The sequence below is a fragment of the Pseudomonas sp. xss_4 genome (assembly GCF_043104125.1).
In the GTDB taxonomy this organism is placed as follows: Bacteria; Pseudomonadota; Gammaproteobacteria; order Pseudomonadales; family Pseudomonadaceae; genus Aquipseudomonas; species Aquipseudomonas parafulva_B.
In genome coordinates, this window is record NZ_JBICKJ010000021.1 from 67,996 (window position 1) to 92,152 (window position 24,157).

The window sequence follows — 24,157 nt, forward strand, 5'->3', positions numbered from 1 at the left end:
TGGTTTTTAACCTGCTGATTAATAAGGAAATAAAAATGAGGGTGGCTCTAGCATAGGCGTTTCGGATCAGGCTGACGTACTTGACAAGATCCAAATTTGGTCGAAATTTCTACCCACATTCTGCGTGTGTACTCCGGCCATCGACTCGCCCCGATGAGCGAACAACTACAACAACATTCTGGAGAAGGCCCCATGCAACAGAGCAGATCGCACGTGGTTGATCGCAACGGCCTGGTAGAGCTGTGCGAAGGCGCCGACGTGCTCGACAGCCCGCGCTACAACCCCGACATCGCTCCCACCAAGGTGCATCAGCGCACCTGGAACAGGTGGCACATCACCGCCCTGTGGGTAGGCATGTCCATCTGCGTGCCCACCTACACCCTGGGCGGCGTTCTCACGGCGTATTTCGGCCTGAGCGTGGGTGAAGCGTTGCTGGCCATTTTGCTGGCCAACCTCATCGTGCTGATTCCACTGACGCTCAACGCCTTCCCCGGTACCAAGTACGGCATACCCTTCCCGGTACTGCTGCGTGCATCCTTCGGCATCCTCGGTTCCAATGTGCCTTGCCTGGTGCGAGCGGTGGTCGCCTGCGGCTGGTTCGGGATCCAGACGCTGTTCGGTGGGCTGGCAATTCATCTGTTCCTGGGCTCGGTATTCGAGGGCTGGAAGGCCTTGGGCGGCACCGGCGAGGTGATCGGTTTCGTGATTTTCTGGTGCCTGAACCTATGGGTGGTGCTGCGCGGCGCCGAATCGATCAAGTGGCTGGAAACCTTGTCCGCACCTTTGCTGGTATCGGTGGGTATCGGGCTGCTGGTGTGGGCGCTGCCGCACATGTCCATGACCGAGTTGCTGGCCCAGCCACCGAAGCGTCCGCAAGGGGCCAGCGTGGTGGGCTACTTCTGCGCAGGGCTCACTGCCATGGTGGGCTTCTGGGCCACCCTGTCGCTGAACATCCCGGACTTCAGTCGTTATGCCCGTAGCCAGAAGGACCAGATTCTGGGGCAAATATTCGGCCTGCCCCTGACCATGTTCCTGTTCGCCTCGCTGGGTGTGGTGTTGACGGCGGCCTCGGCCTCGCTGGTGGGCGAGACCGTTTCCGATCCGGTGACGCTGATCGGCAAGATTCAGAGCCCCTTCTGGGTAGCGCTGGCCATGGCCCTGATCGTGATCGCTACCTTGTCCACCAACACGGCGGCCAACATCGTCTCGCCCACCAACGATTTCCAGAACATTGCCCCGCGCTTGATCGGCCGCAGCCGGGCGGTGTGGCTGACCGGGTTCATCGGGCTGGCGCTGATGGGCCACGAGCTGCTCAAGAAGCTGGGCTGGATCGTTTCCGACATCAGCCTTGAAAGCGTCTATTCCAACTGGTTGCTGGGGTATTCCAGCCTGCTGGGGCCCATTGCCGGGATCATGGTGGTGGATTATTTCCTGGTCCGGCGTCAGTACCTGGACCTGGCCGGGCTGTACCGCGATGACGTCTATCCCGCCTGGCACTGGCCCGGCTTTGCGGCCTTTGCGTTGCCCGTGGCGCTCACAGTAATGGCCATTGGCAACAGTCACTTCAGTTGGTTCTACGACTATGGCTGGTTCACCGGCTCGCTGCTTGGCGCTGGCTTGTATTACGTCTTCGCCGCCATGGCCGCCCGCAGCCCGGCGCGCATGGCCAAGCCTTTGCCTTGAGTAACCTGCTCGTCGCAGTGCGGGCAGGCCCGCGCTGTGGCTTACACATCCGACAAGAAAAGCCTGAGGAGAAACCTATGACCCGCGCTCAAGACGTTCTTCAATCGACTGCCCGGCATGTCGATAGCGCACGCTTGTGGCAATCGCTCATGGACTTGGCGCGCCTAGGCGCCACGCCCAAGGGTGGCGTCTGTCGCCTCGCCCTGACCGACTTGGATCGACAGGCCCGTGACCTGTTCGTGCAGTGGTGCGAAGCGGCGGGGTGCACGGTGACAGTCGACGGGGTGGGTAATCTGTTTGCCCGTCGGCCAGGGCGCAACGCAGCGCTGCCGCCGGTGATGACGGGCAGCCACATCGACACCCAGCCCACCGGTGGCAAGTTCGATGGCTGCTATGGGGTCATGGCTGGGCTGGAGGTCATCCGCACCCTCAACGACCTGGGCGTTGAAACCGAAGCACCGCTGGAAGTGGTGGTATGGACCAACGAGGAAGGCTCGCGCTTTGCGCCGTGCATGATGGGCTCGGGGGTCTTTGCCGGCAAGTTCAGTCTCGAGCAGACGCTGGCAAAACGCGATGCCCAAGGGATCAGCGTGGGCGAAGCGTTGAATGAAATCGGCTACGCCGGGAGACGGGCGGTGACGGGCCACCCGGTGGGGGCGTATTTCGAAGCACACATCGAACAAGGCCCGATCCTGGAAGACCAGGCCAAGACCATCGGCGTGGTGCTCGGCGCCCTGGGCCAGAAATGGTTCGACCTGACGTTGCGTGGGGTGGAGGCCCATGCCGGGCCAACACCCATGCACCTGCGCAAGGATGCCCTGGTCGGCGCCGCTGCCGTGGTCGAAGCGGTCAACCGCGCCGCCCTGGGCCACCAGCCGCACGCCTGCGGTACGGTGGGCTGCCTGCAAGCCTATCCTGGCTCGCGCAATGTGATTCCTGGCGAAGTGCGCATGACCCTGGATTTGCGTCACCTCGAGGGGGGCCGGCTAGAGGGAATGATTGCCGAGGTCCGCAGCGTGATCGAACAGACCTGCGAACGGCATGGGCTGACGTATGAGCTGGTGCCCACCGCAGATTTTCCGGCCTTGTATTTCGACAACGGCTGCGTGGGTGCGGTACGTGAGTCGGCCCAGGCACTGGGTTTGCCGCACATGGATATCGTCAGCGGGGCAGGGCACGACGCGATCTTCCTGGCGGAACTTGGGCCCGCTGGCATGATCTTCGTGCCGTGCGAAAACGGCATCAGCCATAACGAAATCGAGAACGCTACGCCAGAGGATCTGGCGGCGGGGTGTGCCGTGCTGCTGCGCGCCATGTTGGCGGCGTCCGAAGCGGTGGCCAAGGGGCGAATGGCGGCTTAGCTGCGGGGCTGTTCACGCTGTTGTGGACGCTGTGGACGCTATAGCAGTCTGGTTGACAGGCGCTGCGAGGATGAAGCTGTGGGCGGTGGGGCGGTCTCTGGGTTTCAGCTTCGCGGTTTACATTGCCGGGTCCGCTGCGCGACCCATCGCGGCACGAGGCCGCTCCCACAACGGGTAGCGGTGCTTGCAGAAATGTGAGGACTACGCAGATCCATTGTGGAAGCGGCCTCGTGCCGCGATGGGCCGCGCAGCGGACCCCACGATCTATAATTCACCCAGGAAGTCCAAGGCGGCTCATACCCATACCAATACCACCCGGGCACATGCAGGCCGCTCAATCGACTGGCAACAAAACACCCTCACGCCCCAAATGATACCGCTGAAGGTCCACGGCCAACGTGAGGTTACCAGCATAATGCAAGGCAGCCTCTTGCCTTACGTCATCAATCGACGGGCTCCGCCGATTGTCAGCCTGGTAGCGCGCACTGAAGTGCGTCAGCACCAGGTTACGCACCCCGGCCGCTTCGGCAAACCGAGCCACTGCCGCCGCAGTACTGTGGCCATACGTCACGCCGGATCGCTCCACCGCAGGTTGCGTAAAGGTCGCCTCGTGCACCAGCACATCGGCACCTGCCGCTGCCTCGGCCAGCAGTTCGGGCGTGTCGTTGTCGCCGCAGATTATGATGCGGCGGGCAGCTCGACCAGGCTGAAGGTAGTGCGCCGCTTGCAGCTCACGGCCTTGGTGATTCACTGCCAGGCCTTTCGCCAGCGCTCCCCACAGCGGCCCACGAGGCACGCCTTCGGCGTCAAGGCGCCTGCTGTCCAGCCGTGGCTCGGGGCAGCGCTCCTCGAAGAGGTAGCCCACGCTAGGCACGCGGTGCGACAAAGTGACGGTGCTCACCGTTACGGCCGCGTTGTGCCAGCCACTGAACTCTTCGACGGGCAACAGCCGCAGATCGAAGGACAGATGACTGTCGGTAACCGCCAAACTGACGCGCACCCAATCGTGCAAGGCCCGGGGCAGCACCACATCCAACGGTTGGCGCCGCCCGTTCATGCTTGCACTGGCCAGCAGGCCGGGCAAACCCAGGCAGTGGTCGCCATGTACATGGGTGATGAAAATGCCGCCCAGGTCATGGGTCGACAGCGATGTGTGCAGCAGACGATGCTGAGTGCCCTCACCGCAATCGATCAAGTACCAGCGTTTACCCGTCGCTTCCAGCAGCGCCGTTGCGCTCACGTTGCGGGCCTTGGTCGGGGCACCGGCGCTGGTGCCCAGAAACAGCAGGTCCATGTCTACTCCTTGTCATGCGCCATCAAAGTCTTATTCGACGCCTGTGCTGTCAGCCTGGCGCCAGACCAGTTTGCTGGTGTCATAGCCTTGCTCGCGGGCAATGTCCAGCAGTTGGTCACGGGTCTTGTCCGGAATGGCCGGGGTGCGGGACAGCAGCCACAGGTACTCGCGGTTAGGATGGCCGACCAGCGCTACGCGGTAGTCCTTGTCGTGATAGAGCACCCAGTACTCACCCTTGGTCAGGTCAGGCGCCAGACGGCTGAACCAGTTGTCGAAGCGTACCCAGAGCTTGTCGGTGCTGCCCGGCTGCTGAGCTTCGGCGATACCCTTGGCCTCGTTCCACTGGCCGTCTTTCTCCCTGCAGCGGTTGGTCACATCGATTCGGCCATCGGTGCGCAGGGCGTAGTGGGCTTCTGATTGCACACAGTTGCGCTGGAAGAACATCGGCAACCTTGCCAGCTCGTACCAGGTGCCCTGGTAGCGTTGCAGGTCCACCTGCTGCGTGCGCGGTGGGGCAGGGTGATCATTGCCGGCGCAGCCAACCAGGGCAAGGGCCATGCAGGAAAGCATCAATGCCTTGCGTATCGCCATTGTGTTTCTCCTGAGAGTGAGTGCTTACACAGATTCGATGCCTGCCTTGAGCAAAAGTTGTACGCGCGTTCGTTGCCAGGCCTCGACCGTCCGCCCGTTCCGGCAGTCCCGCTTTTGGCAGACGCACGGCAACCGGGCTGCGCTACCATCGCTGTCATTGCCAGAGCCCACAGGAGTGTCGCCCGTGACCCAGTACAGCGCGTTCAAGGTCGAGCTGAACGAGAGCATTGCCCACGTTCAGATCAACCGCCCGGAAAAACTCAACGCCATGAATGCCGCGTTCTGGGAGGAAATCATCGAGATCTTCCAGTGGGTGGATGACACCGACGCGGTACGGGCCGTGGTCATCAGCGGCGCTGGAAAACATTTCTCGGCCGGTATCGACCTGGCCATGCTGGCCTCGATCGCGGGGCAGATGGGCAAGGACCCTTCGCGCAACGCCCGGACGTTGCGCAAGACCATCCTGAGCCTGCAAGCCTCGTTCAACGCCGTCGACCGCTGCCGTAAGCCCGTGCTGGCGGCGGTGCAGGGCTACTGCATCGGCGGGGCCATCGACCTGCTGTCAGCCTGCGACATGCGCTATTGCAGCCGTGACGCGCAGTTCTCCATCAAGGAGATCGACATGGGCATGGCCGCGGACGTCGGCACACTGCAGCGTTTGCCACGCATCATCAACGACGGCATCATGCGGGAACTGGCCTACACGGGACGCACCGTCGAAGCCGAAGAGGCGCTGCGCATCGGCCTGGTAAACCGGGTCTACGATGACCAGGCCGCCTTGCTCGAAGGTGTGTTCGCCATTGCCCGGGACATCGCAGCCAAATCACCGATCGCCGTGGCGGGTACCAAGCACATGCTCAGCTACATGCGTGATCACCGCATCGACGACGGCCTTGAGTACATCGCCACCTGGAATGCGGCGATGTTGCAGTCCGAAGACATGCGCCTGGCCATGGCCGCACACATGAACAAACACAAACCGTCGTTCGCCGACTGACAGAGTCGACGGGCGCACCTCACAGGAATGCCCTTATGTCAGCACGCTGGACGACCGCAGTACTCGACCCGCAAACGCCCGCCGGACTGGCCGTGGCCCACAGCCCGGAGGGTTTTCTGGTTGGGGAAGAGGGCGCGTTGTTCCAGCGCGACTGGCTCAAGCGCCAGGGGCTGGATGTGCTGTGCGAGCACGGCATCGGCCACTTCGACGGCCAGCCGGTGTTTCTACTTGAGCTCGCCAAGGCCGCCCAAATAGCCGGTTGCAGCTGGCGCGGCCTGCGTACGTTCATGCTTGAAGGGGATGCCGAGACCTACACGGTCCTGGGTTATGCCGCGCAGATCGGCACTTGGGCGCGCGAACATCGATTCTGCGGCAGTTGCGGCCAGCCCATGTCGCAAATTCGCTGGGAGCGCGCCATGCACTGCAGCGCGTGCGACCTGCGCAGCTACCCACGCATCTCGCCCAGCATGATCGTGTTGATTACACGGGGCGACGAGGTCCTGTTGGCACGCTCGCCGCGTTTCGTGGCAGGTGTGTACAGTACCCTGGCAGGCTTCGCCGAACCCGGCGAGTCGGCCGAAGACTGCCTGGTGCGCGAGGTGCGCGAAGAGGTGGCGCTGGAGGTCAAGAACATCCAGTACGTGGGTAGCCAGTGCTGGCCCTTCCCGCACTCGATGATGCTGGGCTTTCATGCCGAATACGCCGCTGGCGACATCGTCATGCAGCCGGATGAAATCGAGGACGCCCGCTGGTTCAATGTGCACGACCTGCCGCCGCTGCCGGCGGGGCGGTCGATTGCCCGTTACCTGATCGACCTGTACGTAGCCCGCCGACTGGGCCATGCCGAACCAGCTTTCCCCGGACAGTGACCGATCAGGCCCGCTCCAGAGGGCGCGGCTCCTAAGCCGTTATGCGTGCAGTCCCTGGCTGGCGTATCATGCCTGGCCAAACCAGTGCTGCCAGGCCAGGCGCACGGTCAGGGCCAGCACCACGGTGATGAACACAGGGCGGATGAACTTGCTGCCACCGCTGATTGCCGTTCTCGCGCCGAAGAAGGCGCCGACCATGACCGACAGGCCCATGCACAGGCCGACGATGTAATCCACCTGCCCGGAAATCACGAACACCGTCAGGGCTGCGATGTTGCTGACGAAGTTCATGCTGCGGGCCACGCCACTGGCGCGAACCAGGTCGATGGGATAGAGCAGCAGGGTACTGACCGTCCAGAACGCACCTGTACCCGGCCCAGCCACGCCGTCATAGAAGCCCAGGGTCAGGCCTTGCGGCAGCTGCCACTTCTTGCGAATCGGTGCATCGGCGTCCAGTGGCGCCTTTGGCGTACCGCCGAACAACAGGTACAGGCCGCAGGCGAACACGATCACCGGCAGCATCTTGTTCAACCATTCGGCGGGCATGTAGTGCGCAACGACCGCCCCTAGCAGGGCCCCGGCCAAGGTGCCGAACAGGGCACGACGCCACTGCACCGGGTGAAAGAGCTTGCGCCTGTAGTACGTCAGGCCGGCCGTGGCCGAGCCGAACGTGGAGCTGAGCTTGTTGGTGCCCAGTACCAGGTGAGGCGGCATGCCGGCTGTCAGCAGGGCGGGCGTGGTCAGCAGGCCGCCGCCGCCCGCGATGGCATCGATGAAACCGGCGACGAAAGCGACCACTGCCAGGATGAGCAGGGTCAAGGGTTCTACGGTAAGTTCGAATGGCATGGGAATCTGGCAGGCAATGTGACGGTATGCGACAAAACGCCGCTCGATAAGCGGGACATGTTAATACCCCTACCGTGCAAGTGCCAACGCGGGTGTTGATCGAGGTACCCGCGCCAGCACGATACGGTCGTGATCACAGGAACCAGCGGTACTCGCGAGCACTGATCTCATGCATGAACGCCAGGTGGTCCTGGCGCTTGTTTTCGCAGTACACCTTAACGAATTCGGCCCCCAAGCCTTCGATCACCGCAGGCGCGTGCTGCATGGCCGTCACTGCGCTGAGCATGTCCTTGGGAAAGTCGATGCCGCTGGTGCGGTCGTCGTTCAACGGTGCGATGGGTTCCTGCGCGGCGTCAAGGCCCTGCTCCAGGCCGCACAGGATGGCGGCCAGCACCAGGTAGGGGTTGGCATCGGCGCCGGCCAGACGATGTTCGATGCGCAAGTTGCGGGCATCGGATTCGGGGATGCGAATACAGGCATCGCGGTCTTCGTACCCCCAGCTGGCCCGGCTGGCGGCGTTGACCATGGCGCCGTAACGGCGAAATGCATTGTGGTTGGCGGCGAAGATTGGCATGCAATAGGGCAGCAGAGACAGGCATCCGGCTACTGCATGGCGCAGCGGACGCTGACCATCGGCGGCCAGCAGGTTGGTGCCTCCCTCGTCATACAGGCTGACATGCACATGCATGCCACTGCCGGGCGCATGCAGGTAGGGTTTGCTCATGAACGAGGCGCGGTGGCCGTGCTTGCGTGCTACACCGCGCGTACTACGGCTGAACAACGCCGCCCAGTCCGCCGCTTGCAGCCCGTCATTGCAGTGTCCGAAATTGATCTCGAACTGGCCTGGCCCCAGCTCGGCGGTGATGACGTTGGCATCCACGCCCTGCACGTTGGCTGTGGCAACCATGTCATGCAGTACGTCTGCGAAGCGGCTCAAGCGCTCAATGTGCAAGTTGGGCTGGTCGTCCTCATCGGCGCTCAGCGGGTCGCGAGGAAACTGCGGCAGGCCCGCTTTGAGCGCGCGGTCGAACAGATAGAACTCCAGCTCGAACGCCACGACCGGATGAATCCCGCGGCCTGCCAGGCGTTGCAGAACACGCGCCAGCACCTCACGAGGCTCGAACGCGATGGGCGCTGGCGTTGCGTCGCTGCTGATCAGCATCTGCCCCAAGGGCTGCGCTTCCCATGTGACGGGCTTCAATGTGCCGGGCACCAGCCGGCGCAGGGCGTCAGGGTCGCCGTCGTTGAAGCAGTAGTCGCCGATCTGGAACAGGCCACCCTGGGTGCCGAGCAGCACCGCGTTCTGGGGCAGTTTGAGCGGGCTACCGGCGGCGACCTTCTCAAGCATGTCGATCGGGTAGCGCTTGCCATAGAAATGGCCTGGGATGTCGAGGCTGATCAGGTCGACATGGTGCACGTCGGGATACCGGGCACGAAAGGTGCGAACTTCAGCGAGTACATTCGGGAAGCTCGTTTGCGCAGGCGTGCGTTCCGAGTCCAGGCTCATGGGCGACTCCACAGTGGAACAGGTCCAGGGAAATCTAGCAGATGCCGCCCAATCCGCCCGCTATGGCCTGCACCCACAGGTTCATGTGGGCTTCTTCCTCGGTTGCCTGGCTTTACTTGCGCCACTTTTGGGGCCTGCTGCCTTACCTGACGTTGATCGGGCCTTACCGCTGCTTCTGCGCTTTTTCTTCCAGGGCGGGGCAGCGCCCGCCGCCGGCCCAGTAATGGTCATGCGCAGACCGCGGCAACGTTCTACCAGCTTGCCCATCCAGGCCGATTGCCGGGCCACGAATTCTTCCAGGCTCATGTCGCCGCTTTGCACCATGTCCAGTGCCTGCTCCCAGATGGCAGTGGTGCCGGGGTCGGCGATGGCGCGGGGTACGGCGTCGATCAGGCTGAAAGCGGCAGGCGTTGCTGCCAGCGCCTTGCCACTTTTGACCAGGTAACCTCGGTCCAGCAGGCCCTGGATGATGCTGGCACGGGTGGCCTCGGTACCGATCCCAGTGGTTTCCTTGAGCTTTTGCTTAAGCCGAGGGTCGTCCACCAGCTTGGCCACGTTCTTCATGGCCTTGATCAGGTCGCCTTCGGTGAAGGGCTTGGGTGGTTGGGTCCACAGGTCTTTGAGCTGGACATCCTGGACCGCGCAGGCTTGGCCTTCGCGCAACGCTGGGAGTACCTGGGGCGGGGCGGCTTCGCGGCCCTTGGCTGGCGTCAAGGCTTCTGGCAGGGCGCGACGCCAGCCTGGCTCGACGATCTGCTTACCCACGGCGCGCAAGGCGTGGCCTGCGCAGTCGAAGTCTGCCTGGGTGCGGTCGTATTCATGGTGGGGTAGAAACTGTGCCAGGTAACGCGCGCGGATCAGGGTGTACACCGACTTGTGCTTGGCTGGCAGGCGCCCTGGGTCGCTGGCGGCGACCGTCGGTATGATGCCGTGGTGGGCACTGACCTTGGTATCGTTCCAGGCACGTGAACGGCGCTGGGGCTCAAGATGAGGTTGCAAGGGGGCCAGGCTGGCATCGGCCCGCTGCAGCGCCGCCAGAATGACCGGCGCTTCCCCATGCTGGCTCAGCGGCAGGTAACCGCAGTCGCTGCGCGGGTAGGTGATCAGCTTGTGGGTCTCGTAGAGCGCCTGGGCGATATCCAGGGTTTCCTGAGCGCCCAGGCCGAACTTTTTCGAGCACAGCTCTTGCAGGGTACCGAGGTCAAAGGGCAGGGGTGCGGCTTCGCGTACACGTTCCGTTGTAATTTTAACGGCCTGGGCGACGCCGGCCTGCTCGATGGCGGCAGCTGCTTGCTGCGCCAATGCCTGGTTCAGGCAGCGACCCTGGTCGTCGCAGGCATCCTTCGGCGCTCGCCACTGGGCCATGAACGCCTGGTTGGCGTGGCTTAGACGGACATCGATGGCCCAGAAGGGCACGGGTACGAACTGTGCGATGCTGCGGTCTCGGTCCACGACCAGGCGCAGGGTCGGCGTTTGCACGCGACCCACCGGGAGTACGCCCTGGTAGCCGGACTGACGCCCCAGCAGCGTGAACAGCCGGCTCATGTTCATCCCGATCAGCCAGTCGGCACGTGAACGGCCCAGCGCCGAGTGGTAAAGGTTGAAGGTTTCCTGCCCCGGCAGCAGGCGGGCCAGCGCCTTGCGAATCGACGCATCATCGAGCGCGGACAACCAGAGGCGTTGTACCGGGCCACGGTAGCGACAGTGTTCGACCAACTCGCGGGCAATCATTTCGCCTTCGCGGTCGGCATCGGTTGCAATGACCAACTCGCGGGCTTCGCCCAACAAACGCTTGACCGCCTTGTACTGGCTGGCGGTCTTGGGCTTGACCAGCATCTTCCACTGTTGCGGTATGATCGGCAGGTCGGCCAGGGTCCAGCGCTTGTAGCGCTCGTCATAGCTGTCGGGTGGGGCCGTTTCCAGCAGATGGCCAATGCACCAGGTGACGCACACGTCGGTGCCTTGCCAACAGCCATCGCCTTTGCGATTGGCGCCGAGCACTTTGGCGATGTCTTTTGCCTGGGAGGGTTTTTCACACAGAAACAGCCGCATGGCCACTGACGCTTCATCGATGGATATGAGCGCTAGGATGCGGGTGCGCAACGAAGTAGGCAAGTTTTATGTGGATGGATGTACAGTGCAAGGCGTATCCGGATGTGCCGGCCGATTAGAGCCGGCACAGGATTGGCGCGATATCAGCGTGATTGAATACGGCTACCGGTCAGCCTGCGGCCGGCAAGCAGCTTCTGACCGGGACACCTGGGCACGTGAGCTCGAGCCGCTCCCGTATGGACAAGAGCGGCAATCACCCCAGCACGCCGTGGTTCAGAGGCACGCAGGCCTGGCACGTTTCACGAAGGCAAGTGCGACTCGCGCACCATGTCTACGTGAGGGATGCCGGCTTCGAGAAACTCCTCGCTGACCACTTTGAAGCCCAGCCGCTCATAGAACGGTGTGGCGTGCACCTGCGCGCTTAGCCGTTGCGGCTTGAGGTCACGGCCTTGCGCTTCGGTGATGACGGCATTGACCAGCGCGTCGCCCACTTTCAAGCCACGCCAATCCTTGAGCACCGAGATTCGGCCGATGGTGCCATCGGCGAGCAAGCGCGCGGTGCCGATCGGGTAGTCGCCCTCCAGAGCCAGGAAATGCAAGGCATCCTGGTCTTCGGAGTCGAACTCCAGTTCGACCGGGATGTGCTGCTCGGCGACGAACACCGCCTCACGGATGCGGCGAATGTCGGCGTTGTCCTTGACCCAATCGGCCAAGCGCACCCGAACCTTATTCATCGGCGAAACCCAGGCTGCCTTGCTTGACCAACTGCTGGATCAGCATCACTGCATCTTCATCCTGCAACCACTGGCCGAGATTCTCGATATGCAAGGCGTCGGCAGCACATACCAGCTTGAGCAGGTCGCGCAGCTTTCCAGGCAGCGGGCAGCTACGTCCGCTGGCGAACAGCAACAAATCGCTCTCGAACTCGGACCAGGCCATACGGGCGCTCGGGTTGCGAATCAGGATGGCGCCCTGCTGCAAGGCGTTGAGCAGTTCCTGCTCGGACAATTCTTCGCCAACGATCTGCTCCGGATAACGCGGCTCGGTCATGAACTGGCCAAACCAGGTCAACAGCAAATCCTTGTCCCCCATGTGCTTGTCCAGCAGGGCCTTGAGGCGGTCCAGGGCATCATGCTGGATCTGGTGAGGGTCGCTGACCGGCTGTGCATCGGCGTCGCTGTAGCGATCTTCGTCCGGCAGGAACTGGCCGAGGAAGTCGGTGAAGTGGGTGAGCACCTCGGCGGCGCTCGGTGCGCGGAAACCGACCGAGTAGGTCAGGCATTCGTCCACGGCAACCCCGTAGTGAGCCAGGCGCGGCGGCAGGTACAGCATGTCGCCAGGCTCCAGGGTCCACTCGCCGCTTTGCTCGAAATCGGCCAGGATGCGCAGGTCGCTGTGTTCGAGCAGGGCGCTGTCACTGTCGCACATCTGCCCGATCTTCCAGTTGCGCTGCCCATGGCCTTGCAGCAGGAACACGTCGTAGTTGTCGAAGTGCGGACCAACGCTGCCGCCGGGGGCTGCGAAGCTGATCATGACGTCGTCGATGCGCCAGCTGGGCAGGAAGCGGAAGTTCTCCAGCAGCTCTGCAACTTCCGGCACGAACTGGTCTACGGCTTGTACCAGCAGCGTCCAGTCCTGTTCTGGCAGCTCGGCAAACGTGTCCTCGTTGAACGGGCCGCGGCGCATCTCCCACGGGTGCGCGCCGTGCTCGAGCACGATACGGGACTCGACTTCATCCTCCAGCGCCAGGCCAGCCAGCTCGTCCGGATCGATCGGGCTGATGAAATCGGGGAAGGCCTGGCGCACCAGCAGCGGCTTTTTCTGCCAGTAGTCGCGCATGAATTCACGGGCCGTAATGCCGCCCAGCAGCTGCAGTGGAGTATCAGGATTCATCTTCAACCTATTGAAAAAACGTAATTTTCAGACGGGAATAAAAACGCCCGGCCAGGCCGGGCGTTGGGCGCAGAGCGCGCGTTAGACGCGCTTTGCCTGCGCTGCCGCGTTACCGATGTAGGTAGCGGGGGTGAGTTGCTTGAGTTCGGCCTTGGCTTCGGCGGGCATGTCCAGCCCATCGATGAAGCTGAGCAGGGCGTCTGGCGTGATGCCTTTACCGCGGGTCAGCTCTTTGAGCTTCTCGTAGGGGTTCTCGATGTTGAAGCGACGCATGACGGTTTGGATCGGCTCGGCCAGCACTTCCCAGCAGGCATCCAGGTCGGCCGCGATGCGGGCATGGTTCACTTCGAGCTTGCCGATGCCTTTGAGGCTGGCTTCATACGCGATGACGCTATGGGCAAAGCCCACGCCCAGGTTGCGCAGCACGGTGGAGTCGGTCAGGTCACGCTGCCAGCGCGAAACCGGCAGCTTGCTGGCCAGGTGCTGGAACAGGGCGTTGGCGATGCCCAGGTTACCTTCGGAGTTTTCGAAGTCGATGGGGTTGACCTTGTGCGGCATGGTCGAAGAGCCGATTTCGCCGGCAACGGTCTTCTGCTTGAAGTAGCCCAGCGAAATGTAGCCCCACACGTCCCGATCGAAATCGATGAGGATGGTGTTGAAGCGCGCGATGGCGTCGAACAGCTCGGCGATGTAGTCGTGCGGCTCGATCTGGGTGGTGTAGGGGTTGAACTGCAAGCCCAGCTCGTCTTCGATGAAGGCGCGGGCGTTCTGCTCCCAGTCGATCTGCGAGTAGGCCGACAGATGGGCGTTGTAGTTGCCCACGGCGCCGTTGATCTTGCCCAGCAGCGGCACGGCAGCGACCTGGGCGATCTGGCGTTCCAGGCGGTACACGACGTTGGCCAGCTCCTTGCCGAGGGTAGTCGGGGAGGCAGGCTGGCCATGGGTGCGCGAGAGCATCGGCACGTCGGCGTGGGCATGGGCCAGGGCGCGAATGGCGTCGGCGATCTGGCGCATCAGCGGCAACAGCACCTCGTCACGGCCGGCGCGCAGCATCAGGGCGTGGGACAGGTTGTTGATGTCCTCGCTGGTGCAGGCGAAGTGGATGAATTCGCTGACCTTGGCCAGCTCAGGCAGCTGAGCGGCCTGCTCCTTGAGGAGGTATTCGATCGCCTTGACGTCGTGGTTGGTGGTGCGCTCGATTTCCTTGACTCGCTCGGCGTGCTCGAGCTTGAAATCGGTGGCTAGATTGTCCAGCAGCGCGGTGGCTTCGGCGGAGAACGCCGGCACTTCGCTGATCTGCGGGTGGGCGGCCAGGCGCTGCAACCAGCGCACTTCGACCAGGGCGCGGAAACGGATCAGGCCGAATTCGCTGAAGATGGGGCGCAAGGCCTGGGTTTTGCCGGCGTAACGGCCGTCTACAGGGGAAACCGCAGTGAGCGAAGAAAGCTGCATGGGGTGTTCTCGGACAGTCAGGCTTTTGGAGGGCGCATATCATACATGAAAAATGCGCTGGAGTCGGGGGGCTGACCAAAGGTTGCTTGAATCTGCTCGGTTTGCTGAGCGGGCGCTGCACCGATTCGGTAGCGGGGAAAACGCCATGACTGATCTCTGTGAGCGCGCGCCGGGGCTGCCGTGCAGCCCATCGGGGCACAAGGCCCCTCCTACCAGGGACGTGGTCAGCCAAAAAGGTTCGGGTCTGCGCGCCTGGGTAGGTGGGCGGGTCTCAGGGCGCTGTGCGCATCATGTCGTAAAGCTCTTTGAGCAATTTGCGCCGGCTGAACACCAATTGCCAGCGGTGCCCGCCCAGCTGACGCCATAGCCGTGCAGCGCGGATACCGGCCAGGAGCAACGCACGGATCTTGGAGGCGTTGTTGGGCTGTTGCAGGAAGCGCATGTCGCCGTGCACCTGGATGCGCTGACGCAAGGTGCTCAAGGTGTCCTGGTACAGCGCGCCGCTCGACGCAATGACATTCTCGTGCACCAGGCCGAAGTGATCGGCCTGGGACTGGATCTGCGGCAGACGGTTGCCGATGGTCTCGAGCAGGTCGCCGCGCTTGTTCAACTGCCGCTCCAGGCCCAGCATTGACAAGGCATAACGCAAAGGCTCGCGCTGCAGGCTGCTGGGGTCGCGCTCCAGCGCCCCGACCAGTGCGCGGTAACCGTCGCGCAAGTTCAGGTCGTCGCCACCGAATACCTCCAGCGTATCCTTGGGGTCGCGCACCAGCAGGCTGCCCAGCATGCAGCCGATATCGGCTTCGCTGGCCTGCCCGGTACGGGCGATGCGGTCCACCAGCACGGCCGCCTGAAACACGCCACCCAGCGCGATCAACTGTTCCTGCACGCGGTTCACGAGCGTGGGCTCCAGGGCTCGGCTGCTTCGATCACACCGCCGCCCAGGCAGACCTCGCCGTCATAGAACACCACCGACTGGCCAGGCGTGACGGCGCGCTGCGGCTCATCGAACACGGCCCGATAACCAGTGGCCGTGCGGTGAAGGGTGCACTGCTGGTCGTGTTGTCGGTAGCGAACCTTGGCAGTGAGCTGGCGTGGGCTGTCGAGGTCGACCGGGTTCACCCAGAAGATTTCGGAAGCCAGCAGGGCGCGGGAGAACAACCAAGGGTGTTCATTGCCTTGGCCGACCACGAGCACATTGCGGGTCAGGTCCTTGTGCAGTACATACCAAGGCTCGTCCCCGGCATCCTTCAGACCGCCGATACCCAGGCCCTGGCGCTGGCCAATGGTGTGGTACATGAGGCCATGATGGCGACCGATCACGTCACCGTCGGTGGTTTCGATGTCGCCGGGTTGGGCCGGCAGGTACTGCTTGAGGAAGTCGCTGAAACGCCGCTCACCGATGAAGCAGATGCCGGTGGAGTCTTTCTTCTTGGCTGTGGCCAGGCCGTGTTTCTCGGCAATGGCGCGCACCTCGGGTTTTTCCAACTCACCCACCGGGAACAAGGTGCGGGCGATTTCCTTGCCGCCCACGGCATGCAGGAAATAGCTCTGGTCCTTGTTCGGGTCCAGGCCTTTGAGCAATTGGGTCAGCTCGCCCGTGTCGCGGCGGCGCACATAGTGACCGGTGGCGATCAGGTCGGCGCCCAGGGACACGGCGTAGTCCAGGAAGGCCTTGAACTTGATCTCGCGGTTGCAGAGGATGTCGGGGTTCGGGGTGCGGCCGGCCTTGTATTCCTCAAGGAAGTGCTCGAACACGTTGTCCCAGTACTCGGCCGCGAAATTGGCGGTGTGCAGGGTGATGCCGATGCGGTCGCAAACAGCCTGGGCATCTGCCAAGTCTTCACGGGCCGTGCAGTATTCGGTGCCGTCGTCCTCTTCCCAGTTCTTCATGAACAGCCCTTCCACCTGGTAGCCCTGCTCCATGAGCAGAAGGGCGGAGACGGAAGAGTCCACGCCGCCGGACATGCCGACGATGACGCGGGTCTTGGCGGGGTCTTTGAGTGCTGGGCTGGTCATGGTTACCGATGTAGATCAAGAGGAAAAACGCCGATACTACCAAACCCGCAGCGGCGCGTCAGTCGCGCAGCAGGTCGAGGCTGTGCAGCGGGCCTTGCAGGTAGTCGTCAAGGCAGCGTGGCACCAGTTCACTGCGCCAGCGCGCGGGGTCGGCGAGCAGCTCGTCACGCGTCAGCCACAAGGCGCGCTCGATATCGCTGTCCAGGGGGCTGTCGACCCGATGACGGACCGGGCGGGCGGCAAAGCAGATGCGCTGGTAGGTCACGCCGTTGTTCGGGGCCGTATACAGGTAGATGCCAACCAGTCCGGTCAGCTCGACTTCCCAGGCCGTTTCTTCCAGGGTTTCACGCAGCGCCGCCTGGGCCAGGGTTTCATTGGGTTCCAGGTGACCGGCAGGCTGGTTGAAAACATGTTTCCCGGCCTTGAACTCTTCGACAAACAGAAACCTGCCGTTGTCTTCGACAACGGTGGCGACGGTGATATGGGGGTGCCAGGTCATGCAAAGCTCCAGGGTGAGCGAGTTGGCCGTTCTGCGGCCCAGAAAGCACGAACCCCGGTGCGTGGCCGGGGTTCGTGGGTTACGTCAAGCGAGCCTTACAGGGCAGCGATGGCGCTGTTCAGGGTCTGGCTTGGGCGCATGACCTTGGCAGTCAGGTCGGCGTCAGGGGCGTAGTAGCCACCGATGTCCACTGGCTTGCCTTGGACCGCGTTGAGTTCGGCAACGATTTTTTCTTCGTTGTCGCTCAAGGCCTTGGCCAGCGGAGCGAAGCGAGCTTTCAGGGCCGCATCGTCATCCTGGGCTGCCAGTGCTTGTGCCCAGTACAGGGTCAGGTAGAAATGGCTGCCGCGGTTGTCGATGCCGCCGACCTTGCGCGAAGGCGACTTGTTGGTGTCCAGGAACTTGCCGGTCGCCTGATCCAGGGTCTGGGCCAGCACCTTGGCGCTTGGGTTGTCGTAGGTGTTGCCCAGGTGCTCCAGGGATGCGGCCAGGGCCAGGAATTCACCCAGCGAGTCCCAGCGCAGGAAGTTCTCTTCCACCAACTGCTGCACGTGCTTGGGTGCCGAGCCGCCAGCGCCGGTTTCGAACAGACCGCCACCATTCATCAGCGGTACGATCGACAGCATCTTGGCGCTTGTGCCCAGTTCCATGATCGGGAACAGGTCGGTGAGGTAGTCGCGCAGCACGTTGCCGGTCACCGAGATGGTGTCCTTGCCTTCGCGGATGCGAGCCAGGGAGAACTTGATGGCCTCGACCGGGGACATGATGCGGATATCAAGGCCGGACGTGTCGTGGTCCTTGAGGTAGGTCTGCACCTTCTCGATCATGGCGCTGTCGTGGGCGCGAGCCGGGTCCAGCCAGAACACGGCCGGGGTATCGCTCAGGCGGGCGCGGTTGACGGCCAGCTTGACCCAGTCCTGGATCGGCGCATCCTTGACCTGGCACATGCGGAAGATGTCGCCCGCTTCGACCTGCTGTTCCAGCACCAGGTTGCCCTTGGTGTCGACAACGCGCACCACGCCATCGGTCTTGATCTGGAAGGTCTTGTCGTGGGAGCCGTATTCCTCGGCTTTCTGCGCCATCAGGCCAACGTTCGGCACGCTGCCCATGGTGGTCGGGTCGAAGGCGCCATTGGCCTTGCAGTCTTCGATGGTGGCCTGGTAGATGCCAGCGTAGCAGCGGTCAGGGATGATCGCCTTGGCGTCCTGCAGCTCGCCTGCGCTGTTCCACATCTTGCCCGAATCACGGATCATGGCCGGCATCGAGGCGTCGACGATCACGTCGCTTGGCACGTGCAGGTTGGTGATGCCTTTATCGGAGTTGACCATCGCCAGTGCAGGGCGCTCGGCGTACAGGGCCTGGATGTCCGCTTCGATTTCGGCCTGCTTCTCGGCTGGCAAGTCCTTGATGCGGGCGTACAGGTCGCCGATGCCGTTGTTGGCATTGAAGCCTACGTCGGCCAGGGCGGCAGCGTGCTTGGCCAGTACATCGTTATAGAATTCTTCGACGATGACGCCGAACATGATCGGGTCGGAAACCTTCATCATGGTCGCTTTCAGGTGCACCGACAGCAGCACGCCCGATGCCTTGGCGTCGGCGATCTGCTCGGCGACGAAGGCCTTGAGGGCCTTGCGGCTCATGGTGGCGCAGTCGATGATCTCAGCTGCCTTGACGGCAGTTTTTTCTTTCAGAACGGTGGTGGTGCCGTCGGCGCCGACCAGCTCGATGCGCAGGCTGTCGTCAGCCTCGATCAGTGCAGCCTTCTCGCTGCCGTAGAAGTCGCCCTGGCTCATGTGAGCCACGTGCGACTTGGAGTCGGCCGCCCAGGCGCCCATCTTGTGAGGGTGCTTGCGTGCGTAGTTCTTCACCGACAGCGGTGCGCGGCGGTCGGAGTTGCCTTCGCGCAGGACCGGGTTCACGGCCGAACCCTTGATGCGGTCGTAGCGGGCGCGCGATTCCTTTTCCTCGGCGGTAGCCGGTTCGTCGGCGTAGTCCGGGATGTTGAAGCCCTTGCCTTGCAGCTCCTTGATCGCAGCCTTGAGCTGCGGGACCGAGGCGCTGATGTTAGGCAGCTTGATGATGTTGGCTTCAGGGGTGGTGGCCAGCTGGCCCAGTTCCGCCAGGTGATCGCCTACCTGTTTCTCTGCGCCGAGTTGCTCCGGGAAGGCTGCAAGAATACGGCCTGCCAGGGAGATGTCGCGGGTTTCGACGGCAATGTCAGCGCAAGCGGTGAAGGCTTCGATGATCGGCAGCAGCGAGTAGGTGGCGAGGGCGGGAGCTTCGTCGGTGAAGGTATAGATGATCTTGGAACGGGTGGGCATGCGGGCTAACTCTCTGTGTGCTGAGCGTGCTCGAGTCTCGTGGTGCACCGGGTAGGCGCACCGCCCTGGCAGCGCCATGGGCGGAAAGTCGAGAGGCTGCGAGCTGTGATGGTGGATGCATCAGTCGAGCGTCAAGTGCCGAGCTGCGGTAACAACCCGGGCTTAGTGGCCTGAGATGGCCTGGGACGGTCCGCATTTTCCTAGGGATCGCCCCGGTGACCCTGCGGTCGCGGGGCAGTATATCAAACCAATCAGCCTAATCATCAAGACTGAGTGATATCGGCCCATTTATAAGACCAAAGACGTAGCGACAATGTGACCGGTTGTCGCACGGAGCAGCATCGCAACCCGTGCAAGCGCTAGGGGGAGTCACAATGACGAAGTTGTAACTTCATGCGTACAGATACGCCGCACGCTGGTGATCATCGTGCGTACGATCCTCCGAGAATGGAAATACGGGCGTCACGCACCCACAGTGCTGGCTACCGGCGTCGCGTCACGTGACAGCGCCTGCACGGCTTCCTCGGTACGGATGTTGACAGCATGCAGTCCCTTCGGGCCCTGGATGACATCGAACTGAACGGACTGCCCGGCCTTGAGTGTCTTGTAGCCATCCATCTGGATCGCGGAAAAATGGGCAAAGAGGTCTTCGCTCTTGCCGTCCTCGACCACGAATCCATACCCTTTGGCGTTGTTGAACCACTTGACTTTACCGCTTGCCATCCCTATGTCCCTCTGCAAGGACTCCATCACTGGAGTATCATCCACGTCATCCGCATACGAACCTTCGGAAAAAATCGGGTTGACTGCGCGGATCTTTCTTGACCACGGTGTGTTCCTATTGGTTGTAACACCGTTTTGCCGATAGTCAAGGTCATGCAGCGGCCAGGCCGTACCGCTTGCTGCAGGGTCAACCCATAACCTTATCCTGTCGATGTGATGAAATTCTTTCCATGCATGCACACAGCCAGATTCGACTAACATTCAATCAGGATCGCCCTCAATCCAACGAGGACGATGGCGCTGGTCTGGCGGTTCAGGAAGCCAAGCCGATCCTGCAGGCGCCACCTATGTACAAGGTGGTTTTGTTCAACGATGACTACACGCCGATGGATTTCGTCGTCGAAGTGCTCGAAACGTTTTTCAATCTGAACCGCGAGCTGGCGACCAAGATCATGCTGACCGTCCATACCGAGGGGCGGGCAGTATGCGGATTGTTTACCCGCGACATCGCCGAAACGAAGGCCATGCAGGTCAACCAATACGCCAGGGAAAGCCAGCATCCGCTACTCTGTGAAATCGAGAAGGACGGTTAATCGCCGACCACTTGGGTATGAGGTGAAGCTATGTTAAACCGCGAGCTCGAAGTCACCCTCAATCTTGCCTTCAAGGAGGCCCGTTCGAAGCGTCATGAGTTCATGACGGTCGAGCATCTGCTGCTGGCCCTCCTTGACAATGAGGCTGCCGCGACCGTTCTGCGCGCCTGTGGCGCCAATCTCGACAAGCTCAAGCATGATCTGCAAGAGTTCATCGATTCTACGACCCCTTTGATTCCCGTCAGCGATGAAGACCGCGAGACGCAGCCGACCCTGGGCTTCCAGCGTGTGCTGCAGCGTGCGGTGTTCCATGTGCAGAGCTCCGGCAAGCGCGAGGTCACCGGTGCCAATGTGCTGGTGGCGATCTTCAGCGAACAGGAAAGCCAGGCCGTGTTCCTGCTCAAGCAGCAGAGCGTGGCCCGCATCGATGTGGTCAACTACATCGCCCATGGCATCTCCAAGGTGCCCGGCCATGGGCCGCATTCGGACAGCGACCAGGAAATGCCGGACGATGAGGGCGGTGAAACCACCTCTTCGAGCAATCCACTGGACGCCTACGCCAGCAACCTCAACGAGTTGGCCCGCGCCGGGCGTATCGACCCGTTGGTTGGGCGCGAACAGGAAGTCGAGCGCGTGGCGCAAATCCTGGCTCGGCGCCGCAAGAACAATCCCCTGCTGGTAGGTGAGGCCGGCGTGGGCAAAACTGCCATTGCCGAGGGCCTGGCCAAGCGTATTGTCGACGGCCAGGTGCCTGATCTGCTGGCTCAGAGCGTGGTCTATTCCCTTGACCTGGGTGCTTTGCTGGCCGGTACCAAATACCGCGGCGACTTCGAGAAGCGCTTCAAGGCGCTGCTCGGTGAGCTGCGCAAGCGGCCACAGGCCATCCTGTTCATCGACGAAATCCATACCATCATTGGTGCCGGCGCAGCGTCTGGCGGCGTCATGGATGCCTCCAACCTGCTCAAGCCGTTGTTGTCGTCGGGCGAAATCCGCTGCATCGGTTCCACCACGTTCCAGGAATTCCGCGGGATTTTCGAGAAGGACCGGGCGCTGGCACGGCGCTTCCAGAAGGTCGATGTGAGCGAGCCTTCCGTGGAGGACACCGTTGGTATCCTGCGCGGCCTGAAAGGGCGTTTCGAAAGCCACCACAACATTGAGTACAGCGACGAAGCGCTGCGCGCAGCGGCGGAGCTGGCCTCGCGCTACATCAATGACCGGCACATGCCCGACAAGGCCATCGACGTCATCGACGAAGCCGGCGCCTACCAGCGCCTGCAGCCTGAGGCCAATCGCGTGAAGCGGATCGACGTCCCTCAAGTCGAGGACATCGTCGCCAAGATCGCCCGTATTCCACCCAAGCATGTCACCAGTTCCGACAAGGAGTTGCTGCGTAACCTGGAGCGGGATCTGAAGCTGACGGTGTTCGGTCAGGACGCAGCCATCGATTCGCTTGCGACCGCCATCAAGCTGTCGCGTGCAGGGCTCAAGTCGCCTGACAAGCCTGTGGGTTCGTTCCTGTTTGCCGGCCCTACCGGCGTGGGCAAGACCGAGGCAGCGCGTCAGTTGGCCAAGGCACTGGGGGTCGAGTTGGTGCGATTCGACATGTCCGAATACATGGAGCGTCACACCGTGTCGCGCCTGATCGGTGCGCCACCTGGCTACGTCGGGTTCGACCAGGGCGGTCTGTTGACCGAGGCCATCACCAAGCAGCCGCACTGCGTGTTGCTGCTCGATGAGATCGAGAAGGCCCACCCGGAAGTCTTCAACCTGCTGCTGCAGGTCATGGACCACGGCACCCTGACCGACAACAACGGGCGCAAGGCGGACTTCCGCAACGTGATCCTGATCATGACTACCAACGCGGGTGCTGAAACCGCTGCGCGGGCGTCCATCGGCTTTACCCACCAGGACCATGCGTCCGATGCCATGGAGGTCATCCGCAAGAGCTTCACACCGGAGTTCCGCAACCGCCTGGATACCATCATCCAGTTCGGCCGCCTGAGCACCGAGACCATCAAGAGTATCGTCGACAAGTTCCTCATCGAGCTGCAGGCGCAACTTGAGGACAAGCGCGTGCTTCTGGAGGTCAGCGACGCGGCGCGTGGCTGGCTGGCGGTGTCGGGCTACGACGTGCAGATGGGTGCGCGGCCGATGGGTCGACTGATTCAGGACAAGATCAAGCGGCCCCTGGCCGAGGAGATTTTGTTCGGCGAATTGGCCGAGCACGGCGGTGTGGTGCACGTGGACCTGCGCGATGGCGAACTGGTCTTCGACTACGAGACCACCGCCGAGGTGGCCTAAGCCTCAGGGGCCGCATGCGGCCCCTTCCTTATCCACACAGGCACAAAAAAGCCCGGCACATGCCGGGCTTTTTCATGGCTGGAGCTTAGCGCGCACGGTACGTGATGCGGCCCTTGCTCAGGTCATACGGCGTCAGCTCGACGCGAACCTTGTCGCCAGTGAGAATACGGATGTAGTTCTTGCGCATCTTTCCGGAGATGTGCGCGGTTACGACGTGCCCGTTTTCCAACTCCACGCGGAACATGGTGTTGGGCAGGGTGTCGACGACAGTGCCTTCCATTTCGAAGCTGTCTTCTTTCGACATGCAGTAGAGCCCTCGGATCCAGTGTTGGCCCGACGCATAACCGCACCGGGCAAAAAAGTGGCGTGGATTATGCCCGAAAACTGTGTGTCAAGCCAATGCTTTCAGTTGAGGGCAACCCAACGCTGGTTTATCAACAACTCGATAGGCCGATACTGCGTCTTGTAGTTCATTTTCTTGCAGTTCTTGATCCAGTAGCCGAGATAAACGCCGTCCAGATCAAGTCGCAACGCCTCGCCAATCTGCCAGAGGATGGCAAACCGGCCCAGACTGCGGCGCTCTTCATCAGGCTCGTAGAAGGTGTACACGGCAGACAGGCCATTGGGCAGCAGGTCGCAGACGGCGACTGCCAGCAGCCGGCCGCTGGCGCGAAATTCGTAGAACCAGCAAAACGGTAATTGGCGAACCAGAAACGTGGAAAACTGATCGCGGCTGGGTGGATACATGTCCCCATCAGCGTGACGCGCCTCGATGTAGCGCCGGTACAGATCGAAATACTCTTCCTTGAAGGCGGGACGTGCAGCGGTCACCGTTACATCGGCGTTGCGCTTGAGAATTCGACGCTGCTGACGGCTGGGCACAAACCGTGCCGGCGGTATGCGCGCAGGCACGCATGCGTTGCAGTTCTGGCAATGAGGGCGATAAAGGTGATCGCCACTGCGGCGAAACCCCATTTCCGAAAGGTCGGCATACACGTTAACGTCCATTGGCTGGCTGGGATCCAGGAACAACGTGGTGGCCTGCTCGTCGGGCAGATAGCTGCAGGTGTGGGGTTGAGTGGCATAGAACTTCAACCGCGCCAGCTCTGTCATGGTCAACCCCTTCGGTGAGACTTTGCCTAAGTGTAAGCCAGGT

Annotated in this window: 21 protein-coding genes; 6 read left to right on the plus strand and 15 right to left on the minus strand. The window is 62.2% G+C overall.

Features of this window, described 5'->3' with window-relative positions; all coding sequences use genetic code 11:
- Positions 1 to 192: 192 nt before the first annotated feature.
- Positions 193 to 1,683 carry an NCS1 family nucleobase:cation symporter-1 gene (locus ACF8GB_RS04455; RefSeq protein WP_058637935.1) on the plus strand — a complete coding sequence of 497 codons (1,491 nt, stop codon included), beginning with the start codon at positions 193 to 195 and terminating at the stop codon, positions 1,681 to 1,683.
- A 77-nt stretch (positions 1,684 to 1,760) separates the two neighbouring features.
- Positions 1,761 to 3,044, plus strand: a complete 1,284-nt coding sequence (locus ACF8GB_RS04460; RefSeq protein WP_392526621.1) for a Zn-dependent hydrolase — start codon at positions 1,761 to 1,763, stop codon at positions 3,042 to 3,044.
- A 334-nt stretch (positions 3,045 to 3,378) separates the two neighbouring features.
- On the opposite strand, the gene ACF8GB_RS04465 is transcribed toward ACF8GB_RS04460, so the two are convergent.
- Complete coding sequence (locus tag ACF8GB_RS04465; protein ID WP_392526623.1) at positions 3,379 to 4,338, minus strand: MBL fold metallo-hydrolase; 960 nt, start codon at positions 4,336 to 4,338, stop codon at positions 3,379 to 3,381.
- 30 nt (positions 4,339 to 4,368) lie between these two features.
- Positions 4,369 to 4,929 carry a lipocalin family protein gene (locus tag ACF8GB_RS04470; RefSeq protein ID WP_058603477.1) on the minus strand — a complete coding sequence of 187 codons (561 nt, stop codon included), beginning with the start codon at positions 4,927 to 4,929 and terminating at the stop codon, positions 4,369 to 4,371.
- Positions 4,930 to 5,113: 184 nt separating this feature from the next.
- Between ACF8GB_RS04470 and ACF8GB_RS04475 the strand changes: the two genes are divergently transcribed.
- Positions 5,114 to 5,926, plus strand: a complete 813-nt coding sequence (locus ACF8GB_RS04475) for a crotonase/enoyl-CoA hydratase family protein (RefSeq protein ID WP_392526625.1) — start codon at positions 5,114 to 5,116, stop codon at positions 5,924 to 5,926.
- Between the two features lie 35 nt (positions 5,927 to 5,961).
- Positions 5,962 to 6,795 (plus strand): NAD(+) diphosphatase, encoded by an 834-nt coding sequence (gene nudC, locus ACF8GB_RS04480; protein ID WP_058603475.1) that lies wholly within the window; start codon positions 5,962 to 5,964, stop codon positions 6,793 to 6,795.
- A 66-nt stretch (positions 6,796 to 6,861) separates the two neighbouring features.
- On the opposite strand, the gene ACF8GB_RS04485 is transcribed toward nudC, so the two are convergent.
- The 11 genes from ACF8GB_RS04485 to cspD all read right to left on the minus strand — a co-directional run bounded on the left by ACF8GB_RS04485 (position 6,862) and on the right by cspD (position 20,107).
- Positions 6,862 to 7,641 carry a TSUP family transporter gene (locus ACF8GB_RS04485; protein ID WP_058603474.1) on the minus strand — a complete coding sequence of 260 codons (780 nt, stop codon included), beginning with the start codon at positions 7,639 to 7,641 and terminating at the stop codon, positions 6,862 to 6,864.
- A 133-nt stretch (positions 7,642 to 7,774) separates the two neighbouring features.
- Positions 7,775 to 9,148, minus strand: a complete 1,374-nt coding sequence (locus ACF8GB_RS04490) for a glutamine synthetase family protein (protein ID WP_392526626.1) — start codon at positions 9,146 to 9,148, stop codon at positions 7,775 to 7,777.
- A gap of 81 nt (positions 9,149 to 9,229) precedes the next feature.
- Entirely contained in the window at positions 9,230 to 11,200 is a 1,971-nt protein-coding gene (locus ACF8GB_RS04495) for a DNA topoisomerase III (RefSeq protein ID WP_196121548.1), read from the minus strand.
- A 299-nt stretch (positions 11,201 to 11,499) separates the two neighbouring features.
- Positions 11,500 to 11,934 (minus strand): GNAT family N-acetyltransferase, encoded by a 435-nt coding sequence (locus ACF8GB_RS04500; protein ID WP_196186696.1) that lies wholly within the window; start codon positions 11,932 to 11,934, stop codon positions 11,500 to 11,502.
- Positions 11,927 to 13,093, minus strand: a complete 1,167-nt coding sequence (locus ACF8GB_RS04505) for a JmjC domain-containing protein (protein ID WP_392526627.1) — start codon at positions 13,091 to 13,093, stop codon at positions 11,927 to 11,929. Before ACF8GB_RS04505 ends, ACF8GB_RS04500 begins: the two co-directional genes overlap by 8 nt.
- 81 nt (positions 13,094 to 13,174) lie before the next feature.
- Positions 13,175 to 14,545, minus strand: coding sequence for an adenylosuccinate lyase (gene purB, locus ACF8GB_RS04510; RefSeq protein WP_058637929.1), 1,371 nt, complete (start codon positions 14,543 to 14,545; stop codon positions 13,175 to 13,177).
- Positions 14,546 to 14,816: 271 nt separating this feature from the next.
- Entirely contained in the window at positions 14,817 to 15,443 is a 627-nt protein-coding gene (hflD, locus tag ACF8GB_RS04515) for a high frequency lysogenization protein HflD (RefSeq protein ID WP_058637928.1), read from the minus strand.
- On the minus strand, positions 15,440 to 16,564 hold the full coding sequence (gene mnmA, locus ACF8GB_RS04520) for a tRNA 2-thiouridine(34) synthase MnmA (protein WP_326383507.1): 1,125 nt from the start codon (positions 16,562 to 16,564) through the stop codon (positions 15,440 to 15,442). Before mnmA ends, hflD begins: the two co-directional genes overlap by 4 nt.
- Before the next feature lie 58 nt (positions 16,565 to 16,622).
- A complete protein-coding gene (locus ACF8GB_RS04525) occupies positions 16,623 to 17,063 on the minus strand; it encodes an NUDIX hydrolase (protein ID WP_392526629.1) in 441 nt (146 codons plus the stop codon).
- Positions 17,064 to 17,158: 95 nt separating this feature from the next.
- The gene (locus ACF8GB_RS04530) at positions 17,159 to 19,384 is read right to left on the minus strand and encodes an NADP-dependent isocitrate dehydrogenase (protein WP_392526630.1); all 2,226 of its coding nucleotides are present in this window, start codon (positions 19,382 to 19,384) and stop codon (positions 17,159 to 17,161) included.
- Between the two features lie 462 nt (positions 19,385 to 19,846).
- On the minus strand, positions 19,847 to 20,107 hold the full coding sequence (gene cspD, locus ACF8GB_RS04535; RefSeq protein WP_145254748.1) for a cold shock domain-containing protein CspD: 261 nt from the start codon (positions 20,105 to 20,107) through the stop codon (positions 19,847 to 19,849).
- 230 nt (positions 20,108 to 20,337) lie between these two features.
- Between cspD and clpS the strand changes: the two genes are divergently transcribed.
- Positions 20,338 to 20,700, plus strand: a complete 363-nt coding sequence (gene clpS / locus ACF8GB_RS04540) for an ATP-dependent Clp protease adapter ClpS (protein WP_023534830.1) — start codon at positions 20,338 to 20,340, stop codon at positions 20,698 to 20,700.
- Between the two features lie 30 nt (positions 20,701 to 20,730).
- The gene (gene clpA, locus ACF8GB_RS04545) at positions 20,731 to 23,001 is read left to right on the plus strand and encodes an ATP-dependent Clp protease ATP-binding subunit ClpA (protein ID WP_058603465.1); all 2,271 of its coding nucleotides are present in this window, start codon (positions 20,731 to 20,733) and stop codon (positions 22,999 to 23,001) included.
- 85 nt (positions 23,002 to 23,086) lie between these two features.
- Here the strand turns inward: clpA and infA are convergent, their stop codons facing one another.
- Together infA and ACF8GB_RS04555 are read right to left on the minus strand one after the other, a co-directional pair.
- Positions 23,087 to 23,305: a translation initiation factor IF-1 gene (gene infA / locus ACF8GB_RS04550; protein WP_002553999.1), complete on the minus strand. Its 219-nt coding sequence runs from the start codon at positions 23,303 to 23,305 to the stop codon at positions 23,087 to 23,089.
- Between the two features lie 101 nt (positions 23,306 to 23,406).
- Complete coding sequence (locus tag ACF8GB_RS04555) at positions 23,407 to 24,114, minus strand: arginyltransferase (RefSeq protein WP_058603464.1); 708 nt, start codon at positions 24,112 to 24,114, stop codon at positions 23,407 to 23,409.
- Positions 24,115 to 24,157: the final 43 nt, after the last annotated feature.

Bases quoted from the DNA above. Each gene is read 5' to 3' on its own strand.
- ACF8GB_RS04455 (WP_058637935.1), top strand. From the start codon at position 193: ATGCAACAGAGCAGATCGCACGTGGTTGATCGCAACGGCCTGGTAGAG.
- ACF8GB_RS04460 (WP_392526621.1), top strand. From the start codon at position 1,761: ATGACCCGCGCTCAAGACGTTCTTCAATCGACTGCCCGGCATGTCGAT.
- ACF8GB_RS04465 (WP_392526623.1), bottom strand. From the start codon at position 4,338: ATGGACCTGCTGTTTCTGGGCACCAGCGCCGGTGCCCCGACCAAGGCC.
- ACF8GB_RS04470 (WP_058603477.1), bottom strand. From the start codon at position 4,929: ATGGCGATACGCAAGGCATTGATGCTTTCCTGCATGGCCCTTGCCCTG.
- nudC (WP_058603475.1), top strand. From the start codon at position 5,962: ATGTCAGCACGCTGGACGACCGCAGTACTCGACCCGCAAACGCCCGCC.
- ACF8GB_RS04485 (WP_058603474.1), bottom strand. From the start codon at position 7,641: ATGCCATTCGAACTTACCGTAGAACCCTTGACCCTGCTCATCCTGGCA.
- ACF8GB_RS04490 (WP_392526626.1), bottom strand. From the start codon at position 9,148: ATGAGCCTGGACTCGGAACGCACGCCTGCGCAAACGAGCTTCCCGAAT.
- ACF8GB_RS04495 (WP_196121548.1), bottom strand. From the start codon at position 11,200: ATGCGGCTGTTTCTGTGTGAAAAACCCTCCCAGGCAAAAGACATCGCC.
- ACF8GB_RS04500 (WP_196186696.1), bottom strand. From the start codon at position 11,934: ATGAATAAGGTTCGGGTGCGCTTGGCCGATTGGGTCAAGGACAACGCC.
- ACF8GB_RS04505 (WP_392526627.1), bottom strand. From the start codon at position 13,093: ATGAATCCTGATACTCCACTGCAGCTGCTGGGCGGCATTACGGCCCGT.
- purB (WP_058637929.1), bottom strand. From the start codon at position 14,545: ATGCAGCTTTCTTCGCTCACTGCGGTTTCCCCTGTAGACGGCCGTTAC.
- mnmA (WP_326383507.1), bottom strand. From the start codon at position 16,564: ATGACCAGCCCAGCACTCAAAGACCCCGCCAAGACCCGCGTCATCGTC.
- ACF8GB_RS04525 (WP_392526629.1), bottom strand. From the start codon at position 17,063: ATGACCTGGCACCCCCATATCACCGTCGCCACCGTTGTCGAAGACAAC.
- ACF8GB_RS04530 (WP_392526630.1), bottom strand. From the start codon at position 19,384: ATGCCCACCCGTTCCAAGATCATCTATACCTTCACCGACGAAGCTCCC.
- cspD (WP_145254748.1), bottom strand. From the start codon at position 20,107: ATGGCAAGCGGTAAAGTCAAGTGGTTCAACAACGCCAAAGGGTATGGA.
- clpS (WP_023534830.1), top strand. From the start codon at position 20,338: ATGCATGCACACAGCCAGATTCGACTAACATTCAATCAGGATCGCCCT.
- clpA (WP_058603465.1), top strand. From the start codon at position 20,731: ATGTTAAACCGCGAGCTCGAAGTCACCCTCAATCTTGCCTTCAAGGAG.
- infA (WP_002553999.1), bottom strand. From the start codon at position 23,305: ATGTCGAAAGAAGACAGCTTCGAAATGGAAGGCACTGTCGTCGACACC.
- ACF8GB_RS04555 (WP_058603464.1), bottom strand. From the start codon at position 24,114: ATGACAGAGCTGGCGCGGTTGAAGTTCTATGCCACTCAACCCCACACC.